Genomic DNA, 25,671 nt, shown 5'->3' with positions numbered 1-25,671 from the left:
CCGCATAGCGGACCTGCCTTATATATTAAAATGAAATATTCACAACTTCTAAGCTGATTTTACCCTGCGGAATAGTGATTTCAGCCACATCACCCACTTTTTTTCCTAACAAACCCTGTGCTATCGGAGTGTTTACCGAAATCTTGCCCAATTTTAAATTCGCTTCGCTTTCGGCTACGATAGTATAAACCATCTTCATTCCGGTCTTGGCATTCTTCAATTCTACTTTCGTCAAAATTTGCACTGTATCTGCATTCATTTTTGAAGTATCAATAATTTTAGCATCACCAATAGTTGATTTCAGCTGGCTGATCTTCATCTCCAATAGACCTTGCGCCTCTTTGGCAGCATCATATTCGGCATTTTCTGACAAGTCTCCCTTATCACGCGCTTCGGCAATAGCCGACACAATTTTAGGACGTTCTACTGATTCCAGATATTTCAGTTCCTCAATCAGTTGCTTGTAACCTTCTTCTGACATATAAGCCATAATGTTTTCCTCCTTTTAAATTATATAATTATTCATTGTTCCAGTTATGCCTATAAAAACAAAAAGAATTCCGACATGGAAATGTCGGAACCCTCTTTGGTATTTCAAGTCTTGCAAAGATAGACTTTTATCTAATACGAGTCAAGTTTATAAGGATGCTATGTAACATGTTTAAACAAATTCAACTCATAATTAGCTTTTTACAAGAGTTTTTTAATGGCTTCATCCAAATCTTTAATATTCTCACCACGGGCACTTAATTCATTATTACGATTTACCAAAAATACCGAAGGCAGATTAGTTACATTATATAATGAAATGTATGAAGAATAAGCGCCATTAGCGTCACGTACACAGACCCAAGGCAGATTATCTGCAGATGTTTTCCAAAAGTGTTCATCACCATCCAGTGAAATCTGGTAAATCTCGAACCCTTGAGAAGCATACTTATTATAAAGTTCACGTAACGCCAAATTATGTGCAGCAGACATTGCATTGTTATATACAGTAAAATCGATCAGCACCACTTTACCCTTCAAATCGGTCAGACTGCGTGTATTGCCTTTCAAGTCTTTCAGCTGAATATCAATAATGCTGGCTTCCTTGATTTTATCTTCAGGAATTTCCATGGTCTGCTGACGGGGAGTACGGGTATTCTTCATTCCTTTTATAACCATATTGTACAAGTTGCGTGAACGGTCGGCATGTGGATAAGCATTATTCAGACTCGTAGCCACCGCAGCGAAACACTTCACATCCTCCTTATTTGTCAAAGGATCAAAAATCATATACCCATTCAACGACTGGAATAAAGCGAAATAAGCATATGGCATATTTGGAGCCGCAAAAATATATTCTCGTTTCACTTTATTCTTGTAATTGTTTACCATAGCCAAAAGGCTGTCTTGTGCGATGCCCGCAGGGATATTACGGTTCTGACCGAGTTTGTCCACATTCTTCTGCAAATCAGCTTGCAACAACACCAATTCCTTAATTTTCAAATTGTTTTCCGAACCTTCAATACGATAGGCAGTCGCAAAATCATTTATCTCAGCCTTAACTGATACTGTTTCCGTAGAGTCTACAGCAAAGTTTATCACTTTATTATCTAAACGCAAACGATAGAATTCAGGAGATTCCGGGCGCTTCTGTGCAAAACTAAAACTTCCGCTACTGCCCAATTTTGCCGAATCAAGCGCTACTATGCCATCCAATCCCGACGCTTCCAAATAAAGCATCTTATCTTCAGCACCATTAATTTCACCTTGAACTTTGAACTTCGGTGCATTATCGCAGGCGCTCAACCCTATCAACAGAAGTGCGAGCAAAAAATATACATTCTTTTTCATCGCTAAAATTAATATAAATGTGTGTTCTCTTAATAATTTTGGATGCAAAGATACGTCTTTTCGTGGTTTGTCAAAGCATTTATCCACCTTCTTACACATTAAAATGAAAAAAAACAGTAATCATAGTAACTTTTTATCTCATTCTCACCAAATTAGAAGAATAAATGCCTATCTTTGCACGAATTTTAGACGAAAAATATATTAAAACATTTTTTATGATCAATCCAATTGTTAAGACGATCGAGCTTCCTGATGGTAGAACCATCACACTCGAAACGGGAAAGCTGGCTAAACAGGCAGACGGTTCTGTAATGCTCCGCATGGGTAACACCATGTTGCTAGCTACTGTTTGTGCAGCAAAAGATGCAGTTCCCGGTACAGATTTTATGCCCCTTCAGGTAGAGTACAAAGAAAAATATTCAGCATTCGGACGTTTTCCCGGTGGCTTTACCAAAAGAGAAGGCAAAGCTTCAGATTATGAAATCCTGACTTGCCGACTGGTAGACCGCGCATTGCGTCCTTTATTCCCCGATAATTTCCATGCAGAGGTTTACGTAAACATTGTTCTTTTCTCAGCTGATGGAATAGATATGCCTGATGCATTGGCAGGATTGGCCGCTTCAGCAGCATTAGCCGTTTCCGACATTCCTTTCGGCGGACCGATTTCTGAAGTACGCGTAGCACGTATCGATGGCCAGTTCGTTATCAACCCCACTTTCGAACAACTTGAGAAAGCTGATATGGATCTGATGGTTGCAGCCACATATGACAACATCATGATGGTAGAAGGCGAAATGCAGGAAGTCAGCGAACAAGACTTGCTGGCTGCCATGAAGGCTGCTCACGAAGCAATCAAAGTTCATTGTAAAGCGCAGATGGAACTGATGGAAGAAGTCGGTTCTACAGTAAAACGTGAATACTGCCACGAAGAAAACGATGAAGATTTACGCAAAGCTGTACGCGAAGCTTGTTATGATAAAGCATACGCCATCGCTGCTTCAGGAAACAGAAACAAGCATGAACGTCAAGATGCTTTTGATGCCATCCGCGATGAATTCAAAACTCAATATACAGAAGAAGAACTGGAAGAAAAAGGTGCATTAATCGACCGTTACTACCACGATGTGGAAAAGGAAGCCATGCGTCGTTGTATTCTTGATGAAGGCAAGCGTCTGGACGGACGTAAGACAACTGAAATTCGCCCTATCTGGTGCGAAGTAGGTTATCTGCCCGGCCCTCACGGTTCTGCCATTTTCACCCGTGGTGAAACTCAGTCTTTAACTTCTGTCACATTAGGCACCAAGCTAGATGAGAAAATCGTAGACGATGTTCTGGATCAACACAGAGAACGATTCTTGTTACACTACAACTTCCCCCCTTATTCTACCGGTGAAGCAAAAGCACAACGTGGTGTAGGTCGTCGTGAAATCGGTCACGGGCACTTGGCATGGCGTGCTTTGAAAGGACAAATTCCTGCAGGCTACCCATACACAGTACGTGTAGTATCTGATATCATGGAATCAAATGGTTCTTCTTCAATGGCTACTGTCTGTGCAGGAACGCTTGCATTAATGGATGCCGGTGTTGCCATGAAAAAACCAGTTTCAGGTATTGCCATGGGCTTGATTAAGAATGCAGGTGAAGAAAAATATGCCGTATTGTCTGATATTCTTGGAGATGAGGATCACTTGGGTGATATGGACTTCAAGGTTACAGGTACTCGTGATGGTATCACTGCTACACAGATGGACATCAAGGTAGATGGTCTGTCATTCGAAATCTTGGAAAAAGCGTTACTGCAAGCAAAAGAAGGTCGCGAACATATTCTTAACAAGTTAACCGAATGTATAGCCGAACCTCGTAAAGATTTGAAACCGCATGCTCCTCGTATTGAAACGATGACTATTCCTAAAGAGTTCATTGGGGCTATCATCGGTCCGGGCGGAAAGATTATCCAAGGTATGCAGGAAGAAACCGGAGCAACCATCACGATTGAAGAAACTGATGGAGTAGGTCGCATTGAGATTGCGGGAACAAACAAGAAATGTATTGACGATGCTATGCGCATTATCAAGGGTATCGTTGCCGTTCCCGAAGTCGGTGAAGTCTATGTAGGTAAAGTCCGTTCAGTAATGCCATATGGCGTGTTCGTAGAATTCTTGCCTGGTAAAGACGGATTGTTACACATCTCTGAAATTGACTGGAAACGTCTTGAAACAATAGAAGAGGCCGGTTTAAAAGAAGGGGATGAAATAGAAGTGAAGTTACTTGATATTGATCCCAAAACAGGTAAATTCAAGCTCTCTCACAAAGTATTACTGCCTCGTCCTGAAAAGCAAGAAAAGAAATAAGAACATTCTTTTTTATACCATAAAGGAGGTGTGTCGTAATGCACGATGCACCTCTTTTTTTGTTCATCACTATACAAATCTGTTCACTTTCTTTAAGCTGCGATCTTTTGAAGATTTCTTTGATTTATGTGTTCCCAGCATCTAAAAACAGCAGTTGTAAGCTCATAAAACAGTCTAATCAGCCAGTTCATACCCTTTTTTGTCAGTTTTGCACACATCTTTTTTATATTGAAGGCAATGGCTAGGAAGGCAAAGTCCATGAAGACCTTGTCCTTTCCAAAATGTCGGAAACGTTTGTAGTTCATATTGTTTTTAATTTGTCCGAACACGGCTTCCGGTTCTATGCATCTCTGCCCTCTGTGTTTCAGTCCTTTCTCAGAGCAGAGCAGTTCTTTGGCTCTCCGCTTGTATTGTCTAAGCCTATGATTCAGTTCTATCGTCCTGTTTCCTTTTGCTTTAAAACAGCGGCATCGCAGGGGACAGCCTTCACACCTGACAGCTCTGTACCGTGCATTTTCGTTGACATATCCGGATGCGGTTTTCACATTCCTGGTGCCTATCCTCCGCATCCTTTGCCCCATAGGGCAGATGCAGAAGTCATGTTCTTCATTGTAGTAGAAGTTTTCGGCCTTGAACGGGTCCGGTTTGAATCTCGGCCGCTGCTCCATGTGGAAGTAGTTGTACTTTACGTAGGCTTCCATGCCGTTTTCGGACATGAAGCGGTAATTCTCTTCGGAGCCATAGCCGGAATCAGCAACCACCGTATGGGCCATCCGGTCATACCTGTTTGAAAAAGATTGCAGGAAAGGAATCAGGGTCAGTGTATCCGTAGGGTTCGGGAAGAGTGCAAAATCGGTGATGAACTGATTTTCGGTGCCGATTTGAAGGTTGTAACCGGGCTTCGTCTGTCCGTTGCGCATGGCATCCTCCTTCATTCTCATGAAAGTAGCGTCATTGTCCGTTTTGGAATAGGAATTCCTGTCCTGCAGCGTGTCCAGACGGTTGTCGTATTCCTGTAGCTTGTCCCTGTGCTCTTCCAACTCCTTCAGCTGTTTGCGTTTCTTTTTCAACGCAGTCTTTTCCTCTTTCGTGGAGGGTTCAGGAACCTGTTCGAGTGCTTGACGCAATTCTCCTGCCATTTCAGTCAGCATGGCCGGAGTGAACTCAATCTCCTCATTGCTTTCCGATGAGTTCTCCTGGGCGATGACATTGTCTATCTGCCCTAGCAGGATATGTATTTTCTTCATCAGGCGTTCACGGTTCCGCTCAACCGTTTTCCGCCAGACGAAAGTATACTTATTGGCTTTGGACTCAATCTTTGTCCCGTCAATGTATTCCACATTCAAGCTGATGAAGCCTTTGGAAGAGAGAAGGAGTACGGTTTGGGTAAACACCTCGTTGATTTCATTCTTCACCCGGTTGCGGAAACGGTTGATGGTGATGAAATCCGGTTTCTCATATCCGGCCAGCCAGATATAATGGATGTCACGGTGAAGGAGCTTTTCAATTTTCCGGCAGGAGTAGATGTTGTTCATATAGGCATACAGAATGACCTTGAGCATCATCCTGGGGTGGTAAGGGCTGCGCCCGCATTCCTTATACAGCTTTCTGAAACTTTCAAGATTCAAGCCCTCAACCAGGGCGTCAACCATGCGCACCGGATCGTTTTCTGCAATATCCTCATCAATTCTTTGAGGAAAAAGAACGGTTTGGTTGGGATTGTAAGAACGAAAATGTATCTTTGTCATAGTGAAATTCTTATTACCTAAAGATACAAAATCTTTAGGTAATAACAAAGCCCCAGCTTGTGAAAGTCGGGGCTTTGTGCGTAAAAAACAGAAGGTGTGCATTTTGACACACCTTCTTTTTTTTAAGGTAAGCCATTAATAATAATGTAAAATAAAAAAGCGCAACTAAATAATAATTAGTCGCGCTATCTGATATATCATACAAAAGAAATTCCTCCGCTTTATATGATATCCGGTTATAAGGTAGGATCAATCTTCTTGAACTTCGAAATCATCTTTACCTACTCCGCAAAGAGGGCAAACCCAATCATCTGGAATATCTTCAAATGCTGTTCCCGGAGCGATTCCACCTTCAGGATCTCCTTCTGCCGGGTCATAAACCCAACCACATACTGTGCAAACGTACTTTTTCATAATTGTCTCTGTTTTATGTTTTAAATATTCTTTAAATACATAACAAATATACAAGGAAATTGTTTACTTGCAAACTATCCCACTAATATTTTTTTAAGCTCTTCCATTCCTTCGGACGCACCTTTCTGAATTACATGCACTTTACGTCCCGATGCAATGGGCACCTGCTTAGGATCTATTAAATAAACAGGAGTGCGGGCAGGCACATAATTCAACAAACCGGCAGCAGGATATACATTAAGCGAAGTTCCTATAATTAAAAAGATATCAGCTGTTTCAGCATATTCAATTGCAGTTTCAATCATAGGAACAGATTCACCAAACCATACAATGAACGGACGAAACTGGGAACCGTCTCCGGCCAAGTCTCCCAAATGTATCTCATATTCTTCCGGCTTTAATTCTTTAATATAAGCTGGATTATTAGGTTGCCAACTAGATGTCACCTTGGTCAGTTCGCCATGTAAATGAATAATATGCGAACTTCCGGCACGCTCATGCAAATTATCAATATTTTGAGTGATAACAGTCACATTAAAGAACTTTTCCATCTCAGAAACCAGTTCATGCCCCCGGTTAGGCTTTACAGCAAGCAACTGTTTACGACGCTCATTATAAAAATCAATCACCAATTTAGGGTTTGCCGCATACCCTTCCGGAGTAGCCACTTGTTCCACCGGATACTGATCCCATAAACCACCTGCATCACGAAATGTACTGATACCGCTTTCTGCACTTATTCCAGCACCTGTTAAAACTACTAAATTCTTCATTTCTAGTCCTCCTCTTTTAACTAAACACACAAAAATAAGAAAAATTAAATTGTTAAAAACAGATTCATTCAAATAAAACACCTACCTTTGTGCGTTTTGTATAAAACATCTTATAAAATAAATAGTTATGGATAAATTCAGTTACGCCATCGGCCTTGGTATTGGCCAGAATTTATTGAGCATGGGTGCTCAAAGTATTAATGTTGAAGACTTTGCTCAAGCAATCAAAGACGTATTAGATAGAAAAGAAACGGCTATCAGCCACAACGAAGCACGTGAAATCGTAAACAAGTACTTTGAAGAGCTGGAAACCAAATTGAATGCAGAGAATATTGAAAAGGGAAAATCATTTTTGGAGGAAAACGCAAAAAGACCGGGGGTCGTGACACTTCCCAGCGGCTTACAGTACGAAGTTATCACAGAAGGTAACGGAAAAAAACCGAGTGCAACCGACCGTGTAAAATGCCATTATGAAGGTACCTTGATTGATGGGACTTTGTTTGACAGTTCTATCAAACGCGGCGAACCGGCTATCTTTGGTGTGAACCAAGTAATCAAAGGATGGGTGGAAGCACTCCAACTGATGACTGAAGGTGCTAAATGGAAACTTTTCATTCCTTCAGAACTAGCCTATGGAGCACAACAGGCAGGAGAAATGATTCCTCCTCACAGCACATTGATTTTTGAAGTAGAATTAATCGAAGTATTATAATTATTAAAGCATTTAAGGCAAATGAAAAAAATTAGTTTTTTTGTAGCAATCGCTGCTGCAGCCAGCTTGGCTTCTTGTACAGCCCAAGCACCGAAAGCAAACATGAAGAATGACGTAGACTCACTTTCTTACATGATGGGTATCACCAACACGCAAGGTCTGGATATGTATATGAGCCAACAACTGGGCGTTGACACAGCCTATATGGCCGACTTCATCAGAGGTGTTAAAGAAGGTACCAGCAAGACAAGTCCTAAAGATGTTGCTTATATGGCAGGTCTTCAGATTGGTCAACAAGTTGGTGGACGTATGTTCGATATGATGAGCCAACGTATTTTCGGAAATGACTCTACTCAAAGTTTAAGTAAAGAAAACTTCCTGGCAGGTTTCATGGCTGCTTTGCAGAAAAAAGGCATGAATGTTACTATGGAAGAAGCCAACGCCTACGTTCAGTCTAAAGCAGAAGCAATCAAAACAAAAGCTACTGAAGCCCAATTCGCTGAAAATAAGGCTGCCGGTGAAAAATTCCTAGCTGAAAATGCAAAGAAAGAGGGTGTTAAAACTACATCAAGCGGATTGCAATATAAGATAATTAAAGAAGGTAACGGCGCTGTTCCTACCGATTCTTCTAAAGTAAAAGTAAACTATAAAGGTACTTTGATTGACGGAACTCAGTTCGACAGTTCATATGATCGTAAAGAACCGACTACTTTCCGTGCTAATCAAGTAATCAAAGGATGGACTGAAGCACTGACAATGATGCCAGTAGGTTCTAAATGGGAACTTTACATCCCTCAAGACTTGGCTTATGGTGCACGTGAAGCCGGTCAGATTAAACCTTTCTCTACTTTGATTTTCGAAGTAGAACTGGTTGGAATCGAAAAATAACCTCATTTTAATACGATTTACAAAAAAGCGTGGAACATTCGTGTCTCACGCTTTTCTTTTAACTTGTCCTTCTACAAAGGGACATTCATTAAATATTACAAAATCAGCCAACTAATTCATACACAAAGTATTGCGAATTAGTTGGCTTTTTTGTATCTTTAGGTATTCCCCCGAAAATAAGATTTGACGGCCAAAACGGGGGAAATATCCAAACTAATAAGATATGGCAAAGATAGTGAATATTTCAGAAATTCACCCTACTTTGGGTTTTACAGAATTTGATATTCTGGAAAAATACCGCAAGAGTTTTAATGAGAGTGAGCTTGGCAAGCTTCATTCGGTCTTTCCGTTTGAATGTATGGCAAAAGCCGCCGGCCTGTCGGACCGGCGCCTGGGACGCAGGAACAGATTCAGTCCTTCCGCAAAGATCGCCCTTATGGTCCTGAAGGCATACACCGGATTCTCCGACAGGCAACTGGTGGAACATCTGAACGGGAACATACACTACCAGATTTTCTGTGGAATTATGATTCCCCCGTCCCTTCCCATAACCAACTTCAAGATAGTCAGTGCCATCCGTAATGAGATAGCATCCCGCCTTGACATTGATTCTTTCCAGGAGCTCCTGGCTTCACACTGGAAACCTTATCTTGATAACCTTCACGTCTGCATGACCGATGCCACATGCTATGAAAGCCACATGCGTTTTCCTACGGACATGAAACTCCTTTGGGAAAGCCTCGAATGGCTCTACAGGCATATATGCCGGCATTGCAGGGAGCTGGGCATAAGGCGTCCGCGCAACAAATACAGGAATGTGGCGGAATCCTATCTGTCCTACTGCAAGAAAAGAAAGAGGAGAGCTTCAAGGACAAGAATGCTTAAGCGCCGTATGATCAAGCTTCTTGAAAAGCTCCTCAGTCAAAGGGATGGGATCCATAGCGAGTACGGTGCTTTACTCCGATATACCCAGGATTATCATAAGCGTCTTTCCATCATCAGAAAGGTGCTTGTACAAGAAAAGGAAATGTTTGAAGGGCGGAAAGTCAGTGACCGCATCGTCAGCATTGACCGTCATTATGTACGTCCCATCGTCAGAGGCAAGGAAAACAAGTCCGTCGAGTTCGGTGCAAAGGTCAATAATATACAGATAGACGGCATATCGTTCATCGAACACCTCTCGTTCAAGGCATTCAATGAGGGTATACGCTTGAAGGACTGTATCCGTATGCAGCAGAAGCTTATGAATGTAAGGGTAAGATGTGTGGCTGCCGATTCCATATATGCCAATAATGCCAACAGAAAGTTCTGTACAAAATATGGGATATCCACATCCTTTGTGCGCAAGGGAAGGGCGGCCAAAGATGAGCCTTTGAGGAAGGTGCTTAGAAGCGAACTCTCAAAAGAAAGGGCAACACGGCTTGAAGGAAGCTTCGGCACTCAAAAGCAACATTACTCGCTCTCAAGGATAAAGGCCAGAAACAGGAAGACGGAAATACTGTGGATTTTCTTTGGAATACATACGGCAAATGCCATACTGATGATAGAAAAAATCAGAAACAAAACAGCTAAAGCAGCATGATATGATTTTACTCACAGAATCAGAAGAGGTCATCAGACTTCTTCCGGAACGTCATGTCCTGTCGGATAGAAGTATGTGAGAAAGCACGGAAAAATGACAATAAGAAGGGCATATGAAATGGTCATGCCCTATCATCTTCATATGCCATCTTATTTTTTAGAGACATTTACTGAATATCCCTACAAATCAAATTTTCTTTTCCTTTATATCTGTACGTGCCTCAACAACATTTACTACATAATCGCCTAATTTTTCGCATTCGCTGATAATATCCATATAATGATCCCCCGTCTGATAATTATATTCCTTATTATTCACATCCAATACATTCTGATCCTTCAACTGGTTGCGGTAATTGTTTCTCTCATTCTCTATATTAAATGATTTGTTAGGATCAACCAAATGATATTCGTCTTCTTCCAAAGATACTATTTGTTGCAGTGGAAGGCTGTACGATGCACCTGTCAACAATCCGGTGAAGCGATTCGTGGTCATAGCACCCAAAATATGGCGCAAATGCCCACCTGTCAGTTTTTGCAAAGCCTCACTCACGGTTTTCATACCATATATCAGAAGTACCAGTGAGCCTATCAGTTTCAAAAAAAACAAATATTGACATGTAGATTCTCTTTTATTTAGACTCTCTTCTTTCTTACACTTTATTAAAAAACACAGAGGCACAAAGTATTTAACCCATCATAGGTTAAACCTTGCACCTCTGCACCTATTCTGTTCACCATAGCCCTTTCAGGTCAGGATTTCTTTTCCTTCACATTGCTACTGGCTTCCACCACATTTACTACATAATCGCCCAGTTTTTCACATTCTCCAATAATATCCATATAGTGCACCCCCATCTGATAATCATACTCCTTATTATTCACATCCAGCACATTTTGGTTCTTTAGCTGATTACGATAGTTATTTATTTCATTCTCTATATTAAACGATTTATTCACATCTACCACATGATGCTCATCTTCCACCAACGAAATCATCTGAGACAAAGCATCATCAGTCAACTGGAACATCTGATGAATATGATCATACTGTTTCGGAGTAAAATCCATATCACTGCGATGTTTACGATTGATAGTACGTGCCAAATTATAACAGCTGTCCCCGATACTTTCTATTTCAGTCACTTCACGAAGCATAGCACGAATTTGCAACTTACTTTCAGAACTCAAACGCCCGTCGGATACCTGATTCAGATAATTAGCGATCTCCACCTCCATGTTATCGCTTATATTCTCATATTTCTCAATACGACTGAACAATTTGTTAAAATCATTGTCATTAGTGGTGTGAAGCAGATCCCGCACCATGCCAAACATACGATGAGTACGCTCTGCAAAGAGATTGATTTCCTTGCGTGCCTGCAATATAGAAAGCTCTGCCGTAGAAAGCATACCACCTGTAATAAAGCGCAAACGATATTCCTCATCCTGCTCTCTCTGAGGAATGATTTTACAGACAGTTTTCTCTATCAACTTGACAAACCAAATAAGAATCAACACATTGCATATATTAAAAGTAGTATGAAAAGCAGACAGTTTAAAAGATACGGCAACAGCCGGATCTGCTGTTCTCATTATATCTTCTACAAACCATGAAACCCCCATAGTTACAGGCTTGAAAAGGCATAACACCCAAATAACCCCAAAAACATTGAACACCAAATGAGCCAGCGCAGCCCTCCTGGCCTGCGTATTGGCAGTCAGTGCGGCAAGGTTAGCGGTTATAGTGGTACCAATATTCTCGCCAAGTACCAACGCAGCCCCCAGCTCAAAACTAATCCAACCATTGGCACACATAATCAAAGTAATAGCCATCGTTGCAGCCGATGCCTGTACAATCATGGTAAGAACTGTACCGATGACAACAAATAAGATAACAGAACCAAATCCCATATCAGTATAGTTCTGAACAAAAGACAACATTTCGGGGTTTCTACTTAAGTCAGGAGCATTCGTCTTCAAGAGAGAGAGGCCCATAAACAAAAAAGAGAAACCGAATATAAATTCTCCAATGGATTTACGGTTACTCTTTCCTGAAAATAATAAGGGTACGCCAACAGCCAATAACGGAAGTGCCATAGCAGCAATATCTACTTTAAACCCTAACGCAGATATAATCCATGCAGTGACAGTGGTACCGATATTTGCCCCCATAATGACTCCAATTGATTGTGAAAGTGTAAGGAGTCCGGCATTAACGAAACTTACTACCATAACAGTAGTAGCAGAAGAGGATTGAATTAACGCAGTGATAAGAACACCGGTTAGCACTCCGGTTACCCGGTTGGTGGTCATCGCTGTGAGGATTTTACGCAGTCTGTCACCAGCAAACTTTTGCAGCCCCTCACTCATGATTTTCATTCCATAAAGGAATAGCGCCAGTGAACCTAGCAGCTTTAAGAAATCATAAAAAGAATACTCCATCTTTAATTAATTTGGTAGGAATTGGCTAATCTCCCTTTTATTCAGTAAATTTCAAGCCGTTTCACTACATTAGTAATAATTATTACGATTATGTTACAAATCTGTTGCAAAAATAACAATATTTCAAAGAACTTCCCAATCGGAAGCTCACTTTTGGATATTTATAATGGTTTTAATCTAGATATCCCATACGGACCGGTCAGTGCCAAAGTCAATAACAAAGTAGAAGGACTCAATTACCGGGCCTATAATAATAAGGATGTAGAGTTCCTGAACATACTGAATCCTTCAGGAATGCGTACCTATGTCCGTTCTCTCTGCTTCATCTTGTGCAAAGCGGTGGAGGACTTATACCCTGATGGAAAAATCATGCTTGAACATCCCGTATCTAAAGGATATTATTGCGCCTTGCAGATAGGACGCGAAACCGGGCTGGATGATGTTTCCCGTATTAAGCAGCGAATGAAAGAGATTGTGGAAGCCAACATCCCTTTCCACCGTTTTGAATGTCACACAACTGAAGTAGTAGAACTATTCCGCCGGAAAGGAATGATGGACAAAGTTAGACTGCTTGAAACTTCAGGGGAACTTTACTCCTATTATTATACTTTAGAAGATACCATTGACTACTACTATGGCAGTCTGTTGCCCAGCACCGGATATATCCGCAAATTCGACATTGTTAAATACTATGACGGCTTGTTGCTGCGAGTCCCCAACCGTCAGAATCCGGAAATATTGGAGGAAGTAGTAAAACAAGAAAAAATGCTGGAAGTATTCAAAGAGCACCGACGCTGGAATCAGATTTTAGGTGTGGGTACTGTAGGAGATTTCAATGTGGCCTGTAATGAAGGTTATGCCACCGATCTGATTAATGTGTCTGAAGCCTTGCAGGAAAAAAAAATTTCCAATATTGCTGATGAGATATACCACAGAGGAAAAAACGGTCAAAGAGTAAAACTGGTTCTTATCTCCGGTCCATCCTCTTCTGGTAAAACGACTTTCAGCAAACGACTCAGTATCCAGTTGATGGCAAACGGGCTGAAACCTTACCCCATCTCCCTGGACAATTACTTTGTTGACCGAGAAAAGACACCAAAAGATGAAAAAGGTGATTATGATTACGAATCATTGTATGCATTGGATTTGGAGTTCTTCAACAAGCAATTACAAGATCTGCTTCATGGAAAGGAAGTAGAGTTACCACGTTTCAACTTCACCACAGGAAGAAGGGAATTTAAAGGTGACAAACTTAAGATTGACGATAACATGATATTGATTCTCGAAGGGATTCATGCACTTAACCCCGAATTAACCCCTCATATTCCCGCCGAGAATAAATATAAAATATATGTATCGGCATTAACCACTATTCTGCTGGACAATCATAATTATATTCCGACTACCGACAACCGTTTGTTGCGCCGTATTATCCGCGATTACAAATACCGTGGCTATTCCGCAGAGGAAACAATCAGAAGATGGCCCAGCGTACGCGCCGGAGAAGAAAAATGGATCTTCCCATATCAGGAAAATGCAGATGCCATGTTCAATTCTGCCCTGTTGTTTGAACTGGCCATTATGAAGGATTATGCCATTCCTATTCTAAGGAATGTTCCCAATAACAAACCGGAATATTCAGAAGCATACCGTTTACGCAAATTCTTGGAATATTTCGCTTCGGTACAAGATAAAGAATTGCCTCCCACTTCTTTACTGAGAGAGTTTTTAGGAGGAAGCAGTTTCCGGTATTAACCTGTTATTAAACAGTATATAAGTTTTGTTTATGTGCAAAACAAACAGTAATTTCGGCCATTATTAAACAAGTATAAGTGAATGCACTCCAAAGGCTATAGAAAATTGTTCAACTGCCTGATGTTCTACTACTAAGAACATTTCTTCTTCAGGAGGGTATGCCAAAAGCCAGCAGACTGTACATTACACCACTATAAAGATGGATTAAATGACAGCGTATCTTACTTTTGGCATACGTTTCTTTCTATTTGATATCTTATTCTCTTGCACATCAATTGGTCGGATCCATTAATCCGCCCTTATGGAAATTTCTATTTATGAACCAGTAGACCTTATTACAACTCTTATGAAAACAACAATCAACGGTATGACAGACCGTATCCGACGCCTACGTCAAGAATCTTTTGATACACAACCTTCTTTGTCCATAGAACGTGCTCTGATAGAAACCGAATTTTACAAAGAAAACGAAGGAAAGTATCCAATTCCTATTCTAAGAGCACTGAACTTCCTTGAAATCTGTAAACGGAAAACTATATACATAGGTGAAGACGAACTGATTGTAGGTGAACGTGGACCACGCCCCAAAGCCGTATCGACTTTCCCTGAACTGACCTGTCACAGCGTGGAAGACCTTCATGTATTGAACACCCGCGAATTGCAGCGTTACACCATCAGCCAGGAAGATATAGACACCTATGAGCGCGAGGTAATTCCTTATTGGAAAGGGCGCACCCAACGCGAACGCATCTTCAATCATGTTCCCAAAGAATGGAAAGAAGCTTACGAAGTAGGAATGTTCACTGAATTCATGGAACAACGAGCCCCCGGCCATACTTCTCTGGACGGAAAGGTTTATCAACATGGCATGCTGGATTTGAAAGAACGTATTGCACATGAGTTGAAAAATCTGGATTTTATGAATGATCCAGAAGCAACCGACAAACAAGAAGAACTGACCGCCATGTCCATCTCCTGTGATGCCGCTATCATTTTTGCCGAACGCCATGCCGAACTGGCCGAAAAGATGGCTGGACAAGAAACCGATCCGAAACGCAAAGAGGAACTGAAAAAAATAGCGGAAATCTGCCGATGGGTTCCTGCACATGCCCCCCGTACTTATTGGGAGGCCATACAAATGTACTGGTTTGTCCATCTCGGCACCATTACAGAGCTGAACGGATGGGACGCCATGAATCCAGGACATTTTGACCAGCACCTCGCTCCTTTCTATGAAAAAGACCTGGAAGAAGGAATACTGACCCGTGCAGAGGCCAAAGAACTGATGTCATGTTTCTTTATCAAAGTAAATAATCAGACAGCCCCACCCAAAGTTGGCATCACCGCCAAAGAAAGCGGTACCTACAATGACTTTACCAATCTGAATATCGGTGGCATCAAACGTGATGGTAGCAACGGAGTCAGCGAAGTATCCTATATCATGCTCGAAACAGTAGATGATCTTCACCTGTTACAACCCGGAAGCGCCCTGCACATCAGTGTATGCACCCCGGAGCGTTTCCTGCGCGAAGGCTGCAAAGTAATCCGTAAGGGCTATGGCTACCCATCTGTATTCAATCCCGACACATACGTCATGGAACTGATGCGACAGGGAAAAACACCGGAGGACGCTCGTGAAGGCGGATGTAGCGGATGCATAGAAGTAGGCGCTTTCGGAAAAGAAGCTTACATACTGACCGGTTACCTTAACGTACCCAAGATATTGGAAGTCACCTTGCACAACGGAACAGATCCTGTATCAGGCAAGAAAGTAGGCTTGGTAACAGGAGATCCCTGTACCTTCCGGAGTTATGAAGCACTTTATGACGCATTTCTTAAACAAATCCATTATTTTGTAGATATGAAAGTACGCGTCAGCAACTACATTGACCGTATGTTCGCCAAATACGCTCCCGCCACTTTCCTGTCTTTGTTCATTGATGACTGTATCGCCAAAGGAAAAGATTATTATAACTGCGGACCGCGTTATAACACAAGCTATATTCAATGCACCGGTTTGGGTACTATTACCGACAGCCTCTCCGTTCTGAAAAAACATGTATTCGAAGAACGTAAATTCAATATGGAGCAAATCATCCATGCTACCGATACCAACTTCGAAGGACAGGAAGCCATGAGACAGTTCATACTGAACCGTACCCCTTTCTTCGGTAACGATGACGAATATGCAGACCGCATCGCCATCCAGATCTTTAACGACCTTTACGATGCCATCGAGGGAAAGCCGAACACCAAAGGCGAATGTTTCCATCTGAACATGTTGTCTACCACCTGTCACGTTTACTTCGGCAAAATGATGAATGCCACCCCCAACGGCCGTCTGGCCGGACGTGCCATCAGTGACGGTACCTCACCCTCACACGGAGCAGATACCCACGGGCCATCCGCCGTTATAAAATCATTAGGAAAACTGGACCAGGTGAAAAGCGGAGGCACTCTATTGAATCAGCGCTTCCTGCCTTCACTTCTTAAACACGATGAAGACATAGCCAAACTGGCAAGCCTCATCCGCAGCTATTTTGCTTTAGGAGGACATCACATTCAGTTCAACATAGTAGATACCGCTACCCTGCATGCCGCCCAAAAACATCCGGAAGAATACCGGGACCTATTGGTACGCGTAGCTGGATACAGTGATTACTTCAATGACATGAATACAGATTTACAATATGACGTAATAGCCCGCACGGCACAAGAAACCTTCTGACAAGATGAGTCTGATTTTCGACATCAAACGCTATGCCATCAATGACGGACCGGGCATCCGCATCACACTTTTCATGAAAGGATGCCCGCTCTCGTGCATATGGTGCCATAATCCCGAAGGCATTCGTAACGGAAAAGACAAACTATACACAGCCAAGAAATGCCTCGGCTGTGGAACTTGTCTGAAAGTATGTCCCAACGGGGCACTGACACTGACTCCCGAGGGTATTATCACCGACAAACAAAAATGCGTGTTATGCGGACGCTGTGCCGAAGAATGTCCGGCAATGGCTATCGAGATATCAGGAACGGAATATACCGCCGAATACCTGATGCATGAAATAGAAAAGGAAATTCCATTTATGGATCAATCGGGCGGTGGAGTTACTTTTTGTGGTGGAGAACCGTTGCTTCATCCCGAATTCTTGATTGATATACTGAAACGTTGCGGACAACAGGGAATTCATCGGGCGGTAGATACCACCCTGCTTGCCCGCAAAGAAACAGTGGATGAAGTGATGCGGAATTGTGAACTATTGCTTATCGACTTAAAATCAATGGACAGTACCGTACACCAGACATTCTGTGATGTTCCCAATGAATTAATTTTGAAGAACATCCGCAGAGTAGCAGAAGCTGACTTCCCTTATTATATCCGTATTCCATTGATTGAAGGAGTGAATGCAGATGAAAAGAACATAAAGCTGTCTGCCGAATTTTTGGCCAGTCTTCCACGGCATCCTGAGATCATTAACCTATTACCCTACCATGATATAGGAAAGGGAAAGCATGCAAAGCTAGGCAGTATCTATAACCCTAAAGGATATAAAATGCAAACGCCATCCGAGGAAGTACAACAGCAGTGCATACAAATCTTGACTGATTACGGTTTAAAAGCAACCATAGGTGGATAATTATATATCATCGTTCTGTAGTAAAAGGACCTTCGTACCCCAAAAACGTGCCCCGTCCTCCGTTATCAAATAATCTTCCTCATTACGCAACTCTGTAAACTCACGATAACTCTCCAACTTATCATAATCGATAAAATCCTTAAAGCATTTTTCCGCTTTCCAACAATCTATTAATATAGATACCCGGTTCTATAGTAAGTTCAAATTCCGGTTCCAAAGATCCGGCCAGCCTTAATAATTTACGGCTGACCTAAGTACTTTTCTAATGAATCACCTGTCTTTTAGCAACTGCTTTTTCCAAACACTTCTTCAAATCCGCGGCAGAACCAGTTTCTGTCACTCCCACCCTCTACGCTTTCTCACACAAGGCAGGCTGGATCCCATCCATACAATATGATATCCATATCGCCAATCCGGCATAGGGCAAGTCCTAAAAATAAAGAGAAGTAGAACCTTGGCGGAAATGATAAGTATTATCCTCGCCACTCTCCTCGTTGTCCCAAATAGCAAGAAACCTATCCCCACGTTTTTTCAAACTATTACGATGGGTTGTATAAGTTTCTTTTGCAAACATAATCTTATGTTTTTTGTATAGATGACAGGTAAAGATAGCCATCCCCTTAAAATAATCCCCCCAAAAAGGAAGATTATTACAATACAATTTCCTATTTTTGTCGCAATAAACAAGGAAATAAAAATATTATGGCACAAGGCTCACGTCAAGTACAAACACAAGCCCAGCAACAAATACAAACCTTATCTCCACAACAGATACTGGTAGTGAAATTGCTGGAACTGCCCACTGTGGAGCTGGAAGAACGTATCCATTCCGAAATACTGGATAATCCGGCCCTGGAGGAAGGGAAAGAAATGCCCGAAAATGAAGATGACAACACAGAATACGTTGAGAACGAAGACGGAAATACAGACTCGAACGAAGATTTTTCATTAGGCGATTACAGCAACGAAGATGATATTCCCGATTATAAACTACAGGAACATAATCGTTCCAAAGAAGGAGTAGCCGAAGAAATCCCTTTCTCGGATGCCGTATCTTTTTATGAAATATTGAAAGACCAGTTGCAGATGCAGGAACTTACCCCAGAACAACGAGATATAGCAGAATACTTGATCGGTTCATTGGACGATGACGGCCTGTTACGCAAAAATATGGAGTCTATCATGGATGAACTTGCCATCTATCGAGGCATCTATACCACTGAGGAGGAATTAAATAAAATCTTGGAAATAATCCAAGACTTTGATCCGGCAGGTATCGGTGCCCGCAGTTTACAAGAATGTCTTCTGCTACAAATACAAAGAAAAGCCGATTCACCGTTAAAACAAATAGAACTGGACATCATCGGTAAATGCTGTGATGAGTTTACCCGCAAAAACAAAGAAAGGATTATCCAAAAACTAGGTATTACCGAAGAACAATATAATGAGGCGGTGAGCGATCTCACCAAACTGAATCCTCGTCCGGGCAGTTCACTGGGTGAAGCAATGGGCAAAAATATGCAGCAGATCATTCCCGACTTCATTGTAGAAACGTATGAGGATGACACCATTACTCTAAGTTTAAACAATCGTAATGTTCCTGAGTTGCGTCTGAGCCGCCAGTTCACCGAACTACTGGATGAACACACCCGCAACAAAGACAATCAGAGCAAAGCCTCAAAGGACGCACTGATGTTCCTAAAACAAAAAGTAGATGCCGCACAAGGTTTTATCAACGCCGTAAAACAGCGACAACATACGTTGCTCACCACCATGCAAGCCATTATAGATATTCAGCGCCCCTTCTTTTTGGAAGGAGACGAATCCCTGCTAAAGCCCATGATCCTAAAAGATGTAGCCGAACGCTCGGGATTGGATATTTCCACCATATCACGGGTAAGCAACAGCAAATATGTACAAACAAACTATGGTATCTATTCGTTGAAATTCTTTTTCAGCGACGGTTACACTACCGAAGACGGTGAAGAACTCTCTGTCCGCGAAATCAAGCGTATTCTGAAAGAATGTGTAGACACCGAAGACAAGGAAAAACCGTACACTGATGATGAACTGGCCGAAACACTAAAAACGAAAGGCTACCCCATAGCCCGCCGTACTGTAGCCAAATACCGCCAACAGCTTAACATACCCGTCGCACGATTAAGAAGGTAATATAAATTATATGGAAGCTAACGAAACAACCGAAACAATAGCAGTAGGCAAGAAAAACAGTCCGCTTGAAGTCAGTTCACGTATCATATCAGGCATATTCACGCCTTTTATGATTCCTTTTGTGGCATTTTTCCTGCTTTTTTTCTTCACTTATCTTCGTATCATGCCCATCCAGTACAAACTGATAGTATTGGGCATAGTCTACTGTTTCACCATTCTGATGCCGATGCTCGCCATCTACCTGTTCCAAAAAATAAACGGTTGGGGTATTCATGAATTGGGACACCGCGAAAAACGTTTCGTACCATATGCGTTGACTATCATCAGCTATGTCACCTGTCTCATCACCATGTATAAGATACACCTGCCCCGCTATATGTCAGGTATTATCGTAGCCGCCCTCATCTGCATGATCCTTTGCACGCTGATCAATTTCAAGTGGAAAATCAGCACACACGTGGCAAGCAGCGGCATGATGGTAGGCGGATTATTATCCTACAGCTTTATATTCAATTTCAATCCTGTATGGTGGCTCTGTTTTTTCATTTTGCTATCCGGGATGCTTGGCACAGCCCGTATCATTGTAAAACAGCATACCTTATTAGAAGTTTTAGCCGGATTTATTGTCGGATTGTTTTGTGGTGTCATTGGAATTTTGTTTATTTGAAAAAAATTAGTATTAACCTTATAAATTGAAAGCATTATGGAATTTCCAAGCAATGTAAAGTATACCAAAGAACACGAATGGATACGAGTAGAAGGTGATATAGCTTATGTAGGCATCACTGATTATGCACAAGAGCAACTGGGTGACATCGTATTCGTAGATATCACAACTGAAGGAGAAACTTTAGAAAAAGATGAAGTTTTCGGTACTATTGAAGTAGTAAAAACGATTTCGGACTTGTTCCTTCCTGTTTCAGGAGAAGTTTTGGAACAGAATGAAGCATTGGCCGACAATCCCGAATTAGTAAACCAAGACCCGTATGGTAAAGGGTGGCTGATTAAGATTAAGCCCAATGACTCTAATGACGTTAACGATTTGCTGGATGCTGAAGGATATAAAGCATTAGTCAACGAATAATATAGATTCCCATTAGGAATTGTTCAAGCGCGGATTACGCGGACCTCACGGATTTTTCTATCCGCGTTCATCCGTATAACCCGTGCTTGAAGTAAATATATAAACCAAACAATAACAAAAAACAATGAAACCTATCGTAAGCATTATCATGGGTAGCACTTCCGATCTTCCCGTAATGGAAAAAGCTGCCAAATTACTGGACGAGATGCACGTACCTTTCGAAATGAACGCCCTTTCGGCACACCGCACTCCCGAAGCTGTGGAGGAATTTGCGAAAAATGCTGCAGGCCGTGGAATTAAAGTCATCATTGCCGCTGCCGGCATGGCTGCCGCACTTCCCGGTGTCATTGCTGCAAATACCACATTGCCTGTTATCGGTGTCCCCGTTAAAGGTTCAGTTCTTGATGGCGTAGACGCACTTTATTCTATCATCCAAATGCCTCCCGGAATTCCTGTAGCTACCGTAGCAATCAATGGAGCCATGAATGCAGCTATTCTGGCCGTACAAATGCTAGCATTGAGTGATACAGAACTAGCCACCAAGTTTGCAGACTACAAGACCGGCTTGAAAAAGAAAATCGTGAAAGCCAACGAAGAACTGAAAGAAGTCAAGTTTGAATATAAAACAAATTAACTAGTGGTTAGTGATTAGTGGTAAGTGGTTAATATTTCAGCGCAGCCCACTAATCACTAACCACTCACCACTAATCACTAACTATGGATTTATTCAATTACTCCCGCCGCGAATCTTCCGAAGTGAATATCGGAGCCACTCCCTTGGGTGGCAACAACCCCATCCGTATTCAGAGCATGACAAATACCGTCACTATGGATACCGAAGCCTGTGTGGAACAAGCCAAACGCATTATAGATGCCGGCGGTGAATACGTTCGCCTCACCACACAAGGTGTCCGTGAAGCCGAAAACTTGAAGAATATCAATATCGGATTACGCTCTCAAGGATATGATACTCCATTGGTGGCCGATGTACATTTTAACCCCAAAGTAGCCGATGTAGCGGCACAATATGCAGAAAAGGTACGCATCAATCCGGGAAATTACGTAGACCCGGGACGTACTTTCCAGAAACTGGAATACACTGACGAAGAATATGCGCAAGAAATAGAAAAGATACGTGCCCGCTTCATTCCTTTTCTAAATATCTGCAAGGAAAACCACACCGCCATCCGCATCGGGGTAAACCACGGTTCTCTGTCAGACCGCATCATGTCTCATTATGGTGACACCCCTGAAGGTATGGTGGAATCGTGCATGGAATTTCTGCGTATCTGTGTTGCGGAACATTTCAACGATGTGGTTATTTCCATCAAAGCATCCAATACCGTAGTAATGGTCAGGACGGTCCGTCTGCTGGTAAAGGAAATGGAAAAGGAAGGCATGGCTTTCCCGCTTCATTTGGGGGTTACCGAAGCAGGGGACGGCGAGGACGGAAGAATAAAATCCGCATTAGGAATAGGCGCACTCCTTGCAGATGGCTTGGGAGATACCATTCGTGTTTCATTGAGCGAGGCTCCTGAAAACGAAATTCCGGTAGCCCGCAAACTGGTTGATTATATACTAACTCGGGAAGGACATCCTTTTATTCCTGGAAAAGAAGCTCCGCAGTTCAACTACCTATCTCCGGGGCGCCGGAAGACTAAGGCTGTCCGAAACATTGGAGGAGATAATCTTCCCGTAGTAATAGCCGAACGTCTGGAAGGGTCTTTCGAAACTAATCCTCAGTTCAAACCTGACTATATTTATTGCGGTGGAAGTGTGCCCCAATCACGAGATAACAATATAGCCTATCTAGTAGATGCCAATGCATGGAATCCAGAAGACAAAAATGTCTATCCGGCATTTAACTACCAGCAGATGATAGAATTACATCACACGGTTTCCGATCTGAAATTCCTGTTTCTGCCCTATATGGCTATGAATGACGAAGTAATCGCAGCCCTTAAACTACATCCCGAAGTGGTAATCATCGCCCAAAGCAATCATCCCAACCGCCTCGGCGAATATCGTGCCATGACACACGAACTGATGAATGAAGGGTTAGAGAATCCGGTCGTATTCTTCCAATACTATCAGGAAACGAAAGCTGAAGACCTGCAAATCAAAGCGGCAGCTGATATGGGTGCACTAATTTTTGACGGACTCTGTGACGGAATCTTCTTGTACAACCAAGGCCCCTTGAGTCATATAGTGGTAGATACCACTGCATTTGGTATCCTGCAAGCCGGCAGAATCCGAACCAGCAAAACGGAATACATTTCATGTCCGGGATGTGGTCGTACCTTATATGATTTGGAGTCTACCATCGCCCGTATCAAAACAGCTACCTCGCACTTGAAAGGTCTGAAGATCGGCATTATGGGCTGTATTGTCAATGGTCCCGGCGAAATGGCGGATGCCGACTATGGCTATGTAGGTGCCGGTCGTGGAAAAATCAGCCTCTATAAAAAGAAAGAATGCATAGAAAAAAACATTCCCGAAGATCAGGCTGTTGAGAAGTTGATCGAGCTCATCAAAGCCAATGGTGACTATACAGAAAAATAAAACGTCCAAATTATGGATTATCAACAGATTCTAAAAGACATCTATCAAGAAATCCAGCCCTACGCCTCTATTGGCAAACAGGCTGATTACATTCCGGCACTTGCCAAAATCAACCCAGATCAATTCGGAATGTGTATCCATACGATACAAAACAAAACTTTCATGCATGGAGAAGCCACCACCGGCTTCTCCATCCAAAGTATTTCGAAAGTTTTTTCACTTGCCATGTGTTTGAGTCTTGAAGGAGATAATCTATGGAAAAGAGTAGGTAAAGAACCTTCGGGAACAGCTTTCAACTCACTAGTACAACTGGAGGTAGAAAAAGGAATTCCTCGGAATCCCTTTATTAACGCCGGAGCCATTGTAATGACAGATATCCTGCTGAACCATCTGAAACACCCCGAAGAAGAATATCTTCGTTTCGTCCGCTCAATCAGCGGAAATAACCAAATTCATTATAATGAAGAAGTTGCCCTGTCCGAACGTAAAAACGGTTATCTGAATGCGGCAATCACCAACCTGTTGAAATATTATCATAACATCGACAATGACATAGAACGTGTACTTCATTTCTATTTCCTGCAATGCTCCATAGAAATGAGTTGTTATGATTTATCCAAAGCCTTTTTGCCGTTTGCCAACCATAAACAGGCTTTTACATTCGAAGGAATCACGCTGACCGCCTCTCAAGTGAAACGTATCAATGCCATCATGCAAACATGTGGATTCTATGACGAAGCAGGAGAATTTTCTTATTTGGTAGGTCTTCCGGGGAAAAGTGGTGTGGGAGGCGGTATAGCCGCAGTTTACCCACTACGATATTCAGTTGCAGTGTGGAGCCCGAGATTGAATCCAAAAGGAAATTCCGTTATGGGAATCAAGGCGCTGGAACTATTGACAACACAGACACAGGAATCTATTTTCTAGGAAACAAGTATCTCTCCATACTCAATCATCTTCTTTCTTGTTGGAATAATCCAGAATGAAGTTGAATATAACACGCATAATACTTATAGCCTTTCTATAAAAGAGAGAAGTACCTGGAATTTATGTAGAAATTATTGACCATGCTTAATAAATAACCGTTTTTACCCTCAATGGAACATCTTCTGTTTGCCATAAATAAAAGAAATAACCGACAGCCAAAGTCTTTTGAAGATATCCTGAACAGGCACTTAAAAACCTGCCTCAGCATTTCAAATGTCCAAGACAGGTTCCCTTATATTTTATAGAGATACAGATCAATATCTGTTTCTGCCACCGCCATAGCCATTATCTCCGCGACTACCACCATAGCCACCACCACGACTGTTGTTACCGCCACGATAACCACCACCGCCATTGTTGCCATAGCTACGACGCGGACGTTCTTCTCTAGGACGAGCTACTGACACAGAAAGAGTTTTTCCATCCATGTCCACTTCATTAAGAGCTGCAATCGCTTTATCTCCAGCTTCATCATCAGCCATTTCAACAAAACCATATCCCTTAGAACGACCGGTCTCTCTGTCCATTATAATCTTAACAGAAACAACTTCACCATACTCTGCAAATAATTCTCCAAGTTCGGCTTCACTCATATTATAGTTAAGCCCTGCAATAAAAATGTTCATTTTAAAATAAATGTTTTAATAAAAAAATAAGTGCGTTTTGCTATTAGGAATCTTACAGAGAGACAAACGATTCTACCATCATCACTAAAGAAT

The 25,671-nt window shown here is 42.0% G+C and carries 21 protein-coding genes and 3 pseudogenes; 13 read left to right on the top strand and 11 right to left on the bottom strand.

Translation table 11 applies throughout. The features are described 5' to 3' along the window. Nucleotides 1–25 precede the first annotated feature (25 nt). A complete protein-coding gene (greA, locus tag BVU_RS07255; protein ID WP_005845398.1) occupies nucleotides 26–490 on the bottom strand; it encodes a transcription elongation factor GreA in 465 nt (154 codons plus the stop codon). A 200-nt stretch (nucleotides 491–690) separates the two neighbouring features. Continuing rightward, a complete protein-coding gene (locus BVU_RS07250; protein WP_005845396.1) occupies nucleotides 691–1,839 on the bottom strand; it encodes a thioredoxin-like domain-containing protein in 1,149 nt (382 codons plus the stop codon). Nucleotides 1,840–2,054: 215 nt separating this feature from the next. Here BVU_RS07250 and pnp point away from each other — a divergent pair, with 215 nt between their 5' ends. Next, complete coding sequence (gene pnp, locus BVU_RS07245; RefSeq protein ID WP_011965175.1) at nucleotides 2,055–4,190, top strand: polyribonucleotide nucleotidyltransferase; 2,136 nt, start codon at nucleotides 2,055–2,057, stop codon at nucleotides 4,188–4,190. Nucleotides 4,191–4,282: 92 nt separating this feature from the next. Here the strand turns inward: pnp and BVU_RS07240 are convergent, their stop codons facing one another. From BVU_RS07240 to BVU_RS07230, 3 genes are all read right to left on the bottom strand, one after another. Then, complete coding sequence (locus BVU_RS07240; RefSeq protein WP_011965154.1) at nucleotides 4,283–5,938, bottom strand: IS1182 family transposase; 1,656 nt, start codon at nucleotides 5,936–5,938, stop codon at nucleotides 4,283–4,285. 249 nt (nucleotides 5,939–6,187) lie between these two features. Further along, on the bottom strand, nucleotides 6,188–6,352 hold the full coding sequence (gene rd, locus BVU_RS07235) for a rubredoxin (protein WP_005845392.1): 165 nt from the start codon (nucleotides 6,350–6,352) through the stop codon (nucleotides 6,188–6,190). Between the two features lie 74 nt (nucleotides 6,353–6,426). Then, the gene (locus tag BVU_RS07230; RefSeq protein WP_005849574.1) at nucleotides 6,427–7,125 is read right to left on the bottom strand and encodes an SIR2 family NAD-dependent protein deacylase; all 699 of its coding nucleotides are present in this window, start codon (nucleotides 7,123–7,125) and stop codon (nucleotides 6,427–6,429) included. Nucleotides 7,126–7,252: 127 nt separating this feature from the next. Here BVU_RS07230 and BVU_RS07225 point away from each other — a divergent pair, with 127 nt between their 5' ends. The 3 genes from BVU_RS07225 to BVU_RS07215 all read left to right on the top strand — a co-directional run bounded on the left by BVU_RS07225 (nucleotide 7,253) and on the right by BVU_RS07215 (nucleotide 10,307). Beyond that, nucleotides 7,253–7,837, top strand: coding sequence for an FKBP-type peptidyl-prolyl cis-trans isomerase (locus BVU_RS07225; RefSeq protein WP_005845388.1), 585 nt, complete (start codon nucleotides 7,253–7,255; stop codon nucleotides 7,835–7,837). Nucleotides 7,838–7,858: 21 nt separating this feature from the next. Next, the gene (locus BVU_RS07220; RefSeq protein ID WP_005845386.1) at nucleotides 7,859–8,725 is read left to right on the top strand and encodes an FKBP-type peptidyl-prolyl cis-trans isomerase; all 867 of its coding nucleotides are present in this window, start codon (nucleotides 7,859–7,861) and stop codon (nucleotides 8,723–8,725) included. A 223-nt stretch (nucleotides 8,726–8,948) separates the two neighbouring features. Next, nucleotides 8,949–10,307 (top strand): transposase, encoded by a 1,359-nt coding sequence (locus tag BVU_RS07215; RefSeq protein WP_011965174.1) that lies wholly within the window; start codon nucleotides 8,949–8,951, stop codon nucleotides 10,305–10,307. A gap of 186 nt (nucleotides 10,308–10,493) precedes the next feature. Here the strand turns inward: BVU_RS07215 and BVU_RS23100 are convergent. The 3 genes and pseudogenes from BVU_RS23100 to BVU_RS07205 all read right to left on the bottom strand — a co-directional run. Beyond that, nucleotides 10,494–10,748, bottom strand: a pseudogene (locus BVU_RS23100) (Na+-dependent phosphate transporter); the annotation flags it as partial. Nucleotides 10,749–10,802: 54 nt separating this feature from the next. Then, nucleotides 10,803–10,868, bottom strand: a pseudogene (locus tag BVU_RS23095) (Na+-dependent phosphate transporter); the annotation flags it as partial. Between the two features lie 191 nt (nucleotides 10,869–11,059). Beyond that, nucleotides 11,060–12,751: a Na/Pi cotransporter family protein gene (locus BVU_RS07205; protein ID WP_005845382.1), complete on the bottom strand. Its 1,692-nt coding sequence runs from the start codon at nucleotides 12,749–12,751 to the stop codon at nucleotides 11,060–11,062. 81 nt (nucleotides 12,752–12,832) lie between these two features. Here BVU_RS07205 and BVU_RS07200 point away from each other — a divergent pair, with 81 nt between their 5' ends. From BVU_RS07200 to BVU_RS07190, 3 genes are all read left to right on the top strand, one after another. Next, nucleotides 12,833–14,506, top strand: coding sequence for a nucleoside kinase (locus tag BVU_RS07200; protein ID WP_085930160.1), 1,674 nt, complete (start codon nucleotides 12,833–12,835; stop codon nucleotides 14,504–14,506). A gap of 346 nt (nucleotides 14,507–14,852) precedes the next feature. Beyond that, a complete protein-coding gene (gene hypD / locus BVU_RS07195) occupies nucleotides 14,853–17,234 on the top strand; it encodes a trans-4-hydroxy-L-proline dehydratase (RefSeq protein WP_011965172.1) in 2,382 nt (793 codons plus the stop codon). 4 nt (nucleotides 17,235–17,238) lie between these two features. Beyond that, nucleotides 17,239–18,147, top strand: a complete 909-nt coding sequence (locus tag BVU_RS07190) for a glycyl-radical enzyme activating protein (RefSeq protein WP_011965171.1) — start codon at nucleotides 17,239–17,241, stop codon at nucleotides 18,145–18,147. Here BVU_RS07190 and BVU_RS23090 read toward each other — a convergent pair. Beyond that, nucleotides 18,148–18,391: pseudogene (locus tag BVU_RS23090) on the bottom strand (aminopeptidase P family protein); the annotation flags it as partial. 186 nt (nucleotides 18,392–18,577) lie between these two features. Further along, nucleotides 18,578–18,721 carry a hypothetical protein gene (locus tag BVU_RS22690; RefSeq protein WP_005849584.1) on the bottom strand — a complete coding sequence of 48 codons (144 nt, stop codon included), beginning with the start codon at nucleotides 18,719–18,721 and terminating at the stop codon, nucleotides 18,578–18,580. 128 nt (nucleotides 18,722–18,849) lie between these two features. On the opposite strand from BVU_RS22690, the gene rpoN reads away from it, so the two are divergent. The 6 genes from rpoN to BVU_RS07155 all read left to right on the top strand — a co-directional run bounded on the left by rpoN (nucleotide 18,850) and on the right by BVU_RS07155 (nucleotide 24,892). Further along, a complete protein-coding gene (rpoN, locus tag BVU_RS07180) occupies nucleotides 18,850–20,319 on the top strand; it encodes an RNA polymerase factor sigma-54 (protein ID WP_005845369.1) in 1,470 nt (489 codons plus the stop codon). A 10-nt stretch (nucleotides 20,320–20,329) separates the two neighbouring features. Further along, a complete protein-coding gene (locus BVU_RS07175) occupies nucleotides 20,330–20,986 on the top strand; it encodes a phosphatase PAP2 family protein (RefSeq protein ID WP_005849586.1) in 657 nt (218 codons plus the stop codon). A gap of 36 nt (nucleotides 20,987–21,022) precedes the next feature. After that, on the top strand, nucleotides 21,023–21,403 hold the full coding sequence (gene gcvH, locus BVU_RS07170) for a glycine cleavage system protein GcvH (protein WP_005845365.1): 381 nt from the start codon (nucleotides 21,023–21,025) through the stop codon (nucleotides 21,401–21,403). A gap of 124 nt (nucleotides 21,404–21,527) precedes the next feature. Beyond that, a complete protein-coding gene (purE, locus tag BVU_RS07165; protein WP_005845363.1) occupies nucleotides 21,528–22,037 on the top strand; it encodes a 5-(carboxyamino)imidazole ribonucleotide mutase in 510 nt (169 codons plus the stop codon). Between the two features lie 83 nt (nucleotides 22,038–22,120). Further along, nucleotides 22,121–23,965: a 4-hydroxy-3-methylbut-2-en-1-yl diphosphate synthase gene (locus BVU_RS07160; RefSeq protein WP_011965170.1), complete on the top strand. Its 1,845-nt coding sequence runs from the start codon at nucleotides 22,121–22,123 to the stop codon at nucleotides 23,963–23,965. Nucleotides 23,966–23,977: 12 nt separating this feature from the next. After that, nucleotides 23,978–24,892, top strand: coding sequence for a glutaminase (locus BVU_RS07155; RefSeq protein WP_005849590.1), 915 nt, complete (start codon nucleotides 23,978–23,980; stop codon nucleotides 24,890–24,892). A gap of 314 nt (nucleotides 24,893–25,206) precedes the next feature. Here BVU_RS07155 and BVU_RS07150 read toward each other — a convergent pair whose 3' ends face one another. Beyond that, a complete protein-coding gene (locus tag BVU_RS07150) occupies nucleotides 25,207–25,578 on the bottom strand; it encodes an RNA recognition motif domain-containing protein (RefSeq protein WP_005845358.1) in 372 nt (123 codons plus the stop codon). Nucleotides 25,579–25,671: the final 93 nt, after the last annotated feature.

Origin of the sequence: Phocaeicola vulgatus ATCC 8482, from assembly GCF_000012825.1 — a bacterium.
Taxonomy (GTDB): Bacteria; Bacteroidota; Bacteroidia; order Bacteroidales; family Bacteroidaceae; genus Phocaeicola; species Phocaeicola vulgatus.
This window is presented reverse-complemented; position numbering and strand designations above follow the sequence as displayed.

What these genes read in the sequence shown, in the direction of transcription:
- BVU_RS07205 (WP_005845382.1), bottom strand. Translation starts at nt 12,751, where the DNA reads ATGGAGTATTCTTTTTATGATTTCTTAAAGCTGCTAGGTTCACTGGCG.
- BVU_RS07215 (WP_011965174.1), top strand. Translation starts at nt 8,949, where the DNA reads ATGGCAAAGATAGTGAATATTTCAGAAATTCACCCTACTTTGGGTTTT.
- BVU_RS07250 (WP_005845396.1), bottom strand. Translation starts at nt 1,839, where the DNA reads ATGAAAAAGAATGTATATTTTTTGCTCGCACTTCTGTTGATAGGGTTG.
- hypD (WP_011965172.1), top strand. Translation starts at nt 14,853, where the DNA reads ATGAAAACAACAATCAACGGTATGACAGACCGTATCCGACGCCTACGT.
- greA (WP_005845398.1), bottom strand. Translation starts at nt 490, where the DNA reads ATGGCTTATATGTCAGAAGAAGGTTACAAGCAACTGATTGAGGAACTG.
- BVU_RS22690 (WP_005849584.1), bottom strand. Translation starts at nt 18,721, where the DNA reads ATGTTTGCAAAAGAAACTTATACAACCCATCGTAATAGTTTGAAAAAA.
- purE (WP_005845363.1), top strand. Translation starts at nt 21,528, where the DNA reads ATGAAACCTATCGTAAGCATTATCATGGGTAGCACTTCCGATCTTCCC.
- rpoN (WP_005845369.1), top strand. Translation starts at nt 18,850, where the DNA reads ATGGCACAAGGCTCACGTCAAGTACAAACACAAGCCCAGCAACAAATA.
- BVU_RS07220 (WP_005845386.1), top strand. Translation starts at nt 7,859, where the DNA reads ATGAAAAAAATTAGTTTTTTTGTAGCAATCGCTGCTGCAGCCAGCTTG.
- BVU_RS07160 (WP_011965170.1), top strand. Translation starts at nt 22,121, where the DNA reads ATGGATTTATTCAATTACTCCCGCCGCGAATCTTCCGAAGTGAATATC.
- gcvH (WP_005845365.1), top strand. Translation starts at nt 21,023, where the DNA reads ATGGAATTTCCAAGCAATGTAAAGTATACCAAAGAACACGAATGGATA.
- rd (WP_005845392.1), bottom strand. Translation starts at nt 6,352, where the DNA reads ATGAAAAAGTACGTTTGCACAGTATGTGGTTGGGTTTATGACCCGGCA.
- pnp (WP_011965175.1), top strand. Translation starts at nt 2,055, where the DNA reads ATGATCAATCCAATTGTTAAGACGATCGAGCTTCCTGATGGTAGAACC.
- BVU_RS07225 (WP_005845388.1), top strand. Translation starts at nt 7,253, where the DNA reads ATGGATAAATTCAGTTACGCCATCGGCCTTGGTATTGGCCAGAATTTA.
- BVU_RS07230 (WP_005849574.1), bottom strand. Translation starts at nt 7,125, where the DNA reads ATGAAGAATTTAGTAGTTTTAACAGGTGCTGGAATAAGTGCAGAAAGC.
- BVU_RS07150 (WP_005845358.1), bottom strand. Translation starts at nt 25,578, where the DNA reads ATGAACATTTTTATTGCAGGGCTTAACTATAATATGAGTGAAGCCGAA.
- BVU_RS07155 (WP_005849590.1), top strand. Translation starts at nt 23,978, where the DNA reads ATGGATTATCAACAGATTCTAAAAGACATCTATCAAGAAATCCAGCCC.
- BVU_RS07190 (WP_011965171.1), top strand. Translation starts at nt 17,239, where the DNA reads ATGAGTCTGATTTTCGACATCAAACGCTATGCCATCAATGACGGACCG.
- BVU_RS07175 (WP_005849586.1), top strand. Translation starts at nt 20,330, where the DNA reads ATGGAAGCTAACGAAACAACCGAAACAATAGCAGTAGGCAAGAAAAAC.
- BVU_RS07240 (WP_011965154.1), bottom strand. Translation starts at nt 5,938, where the DNA reads ATGACAAAGATACATTTTCGTTCTTACAATCCCAACCAAACCGTTCTT.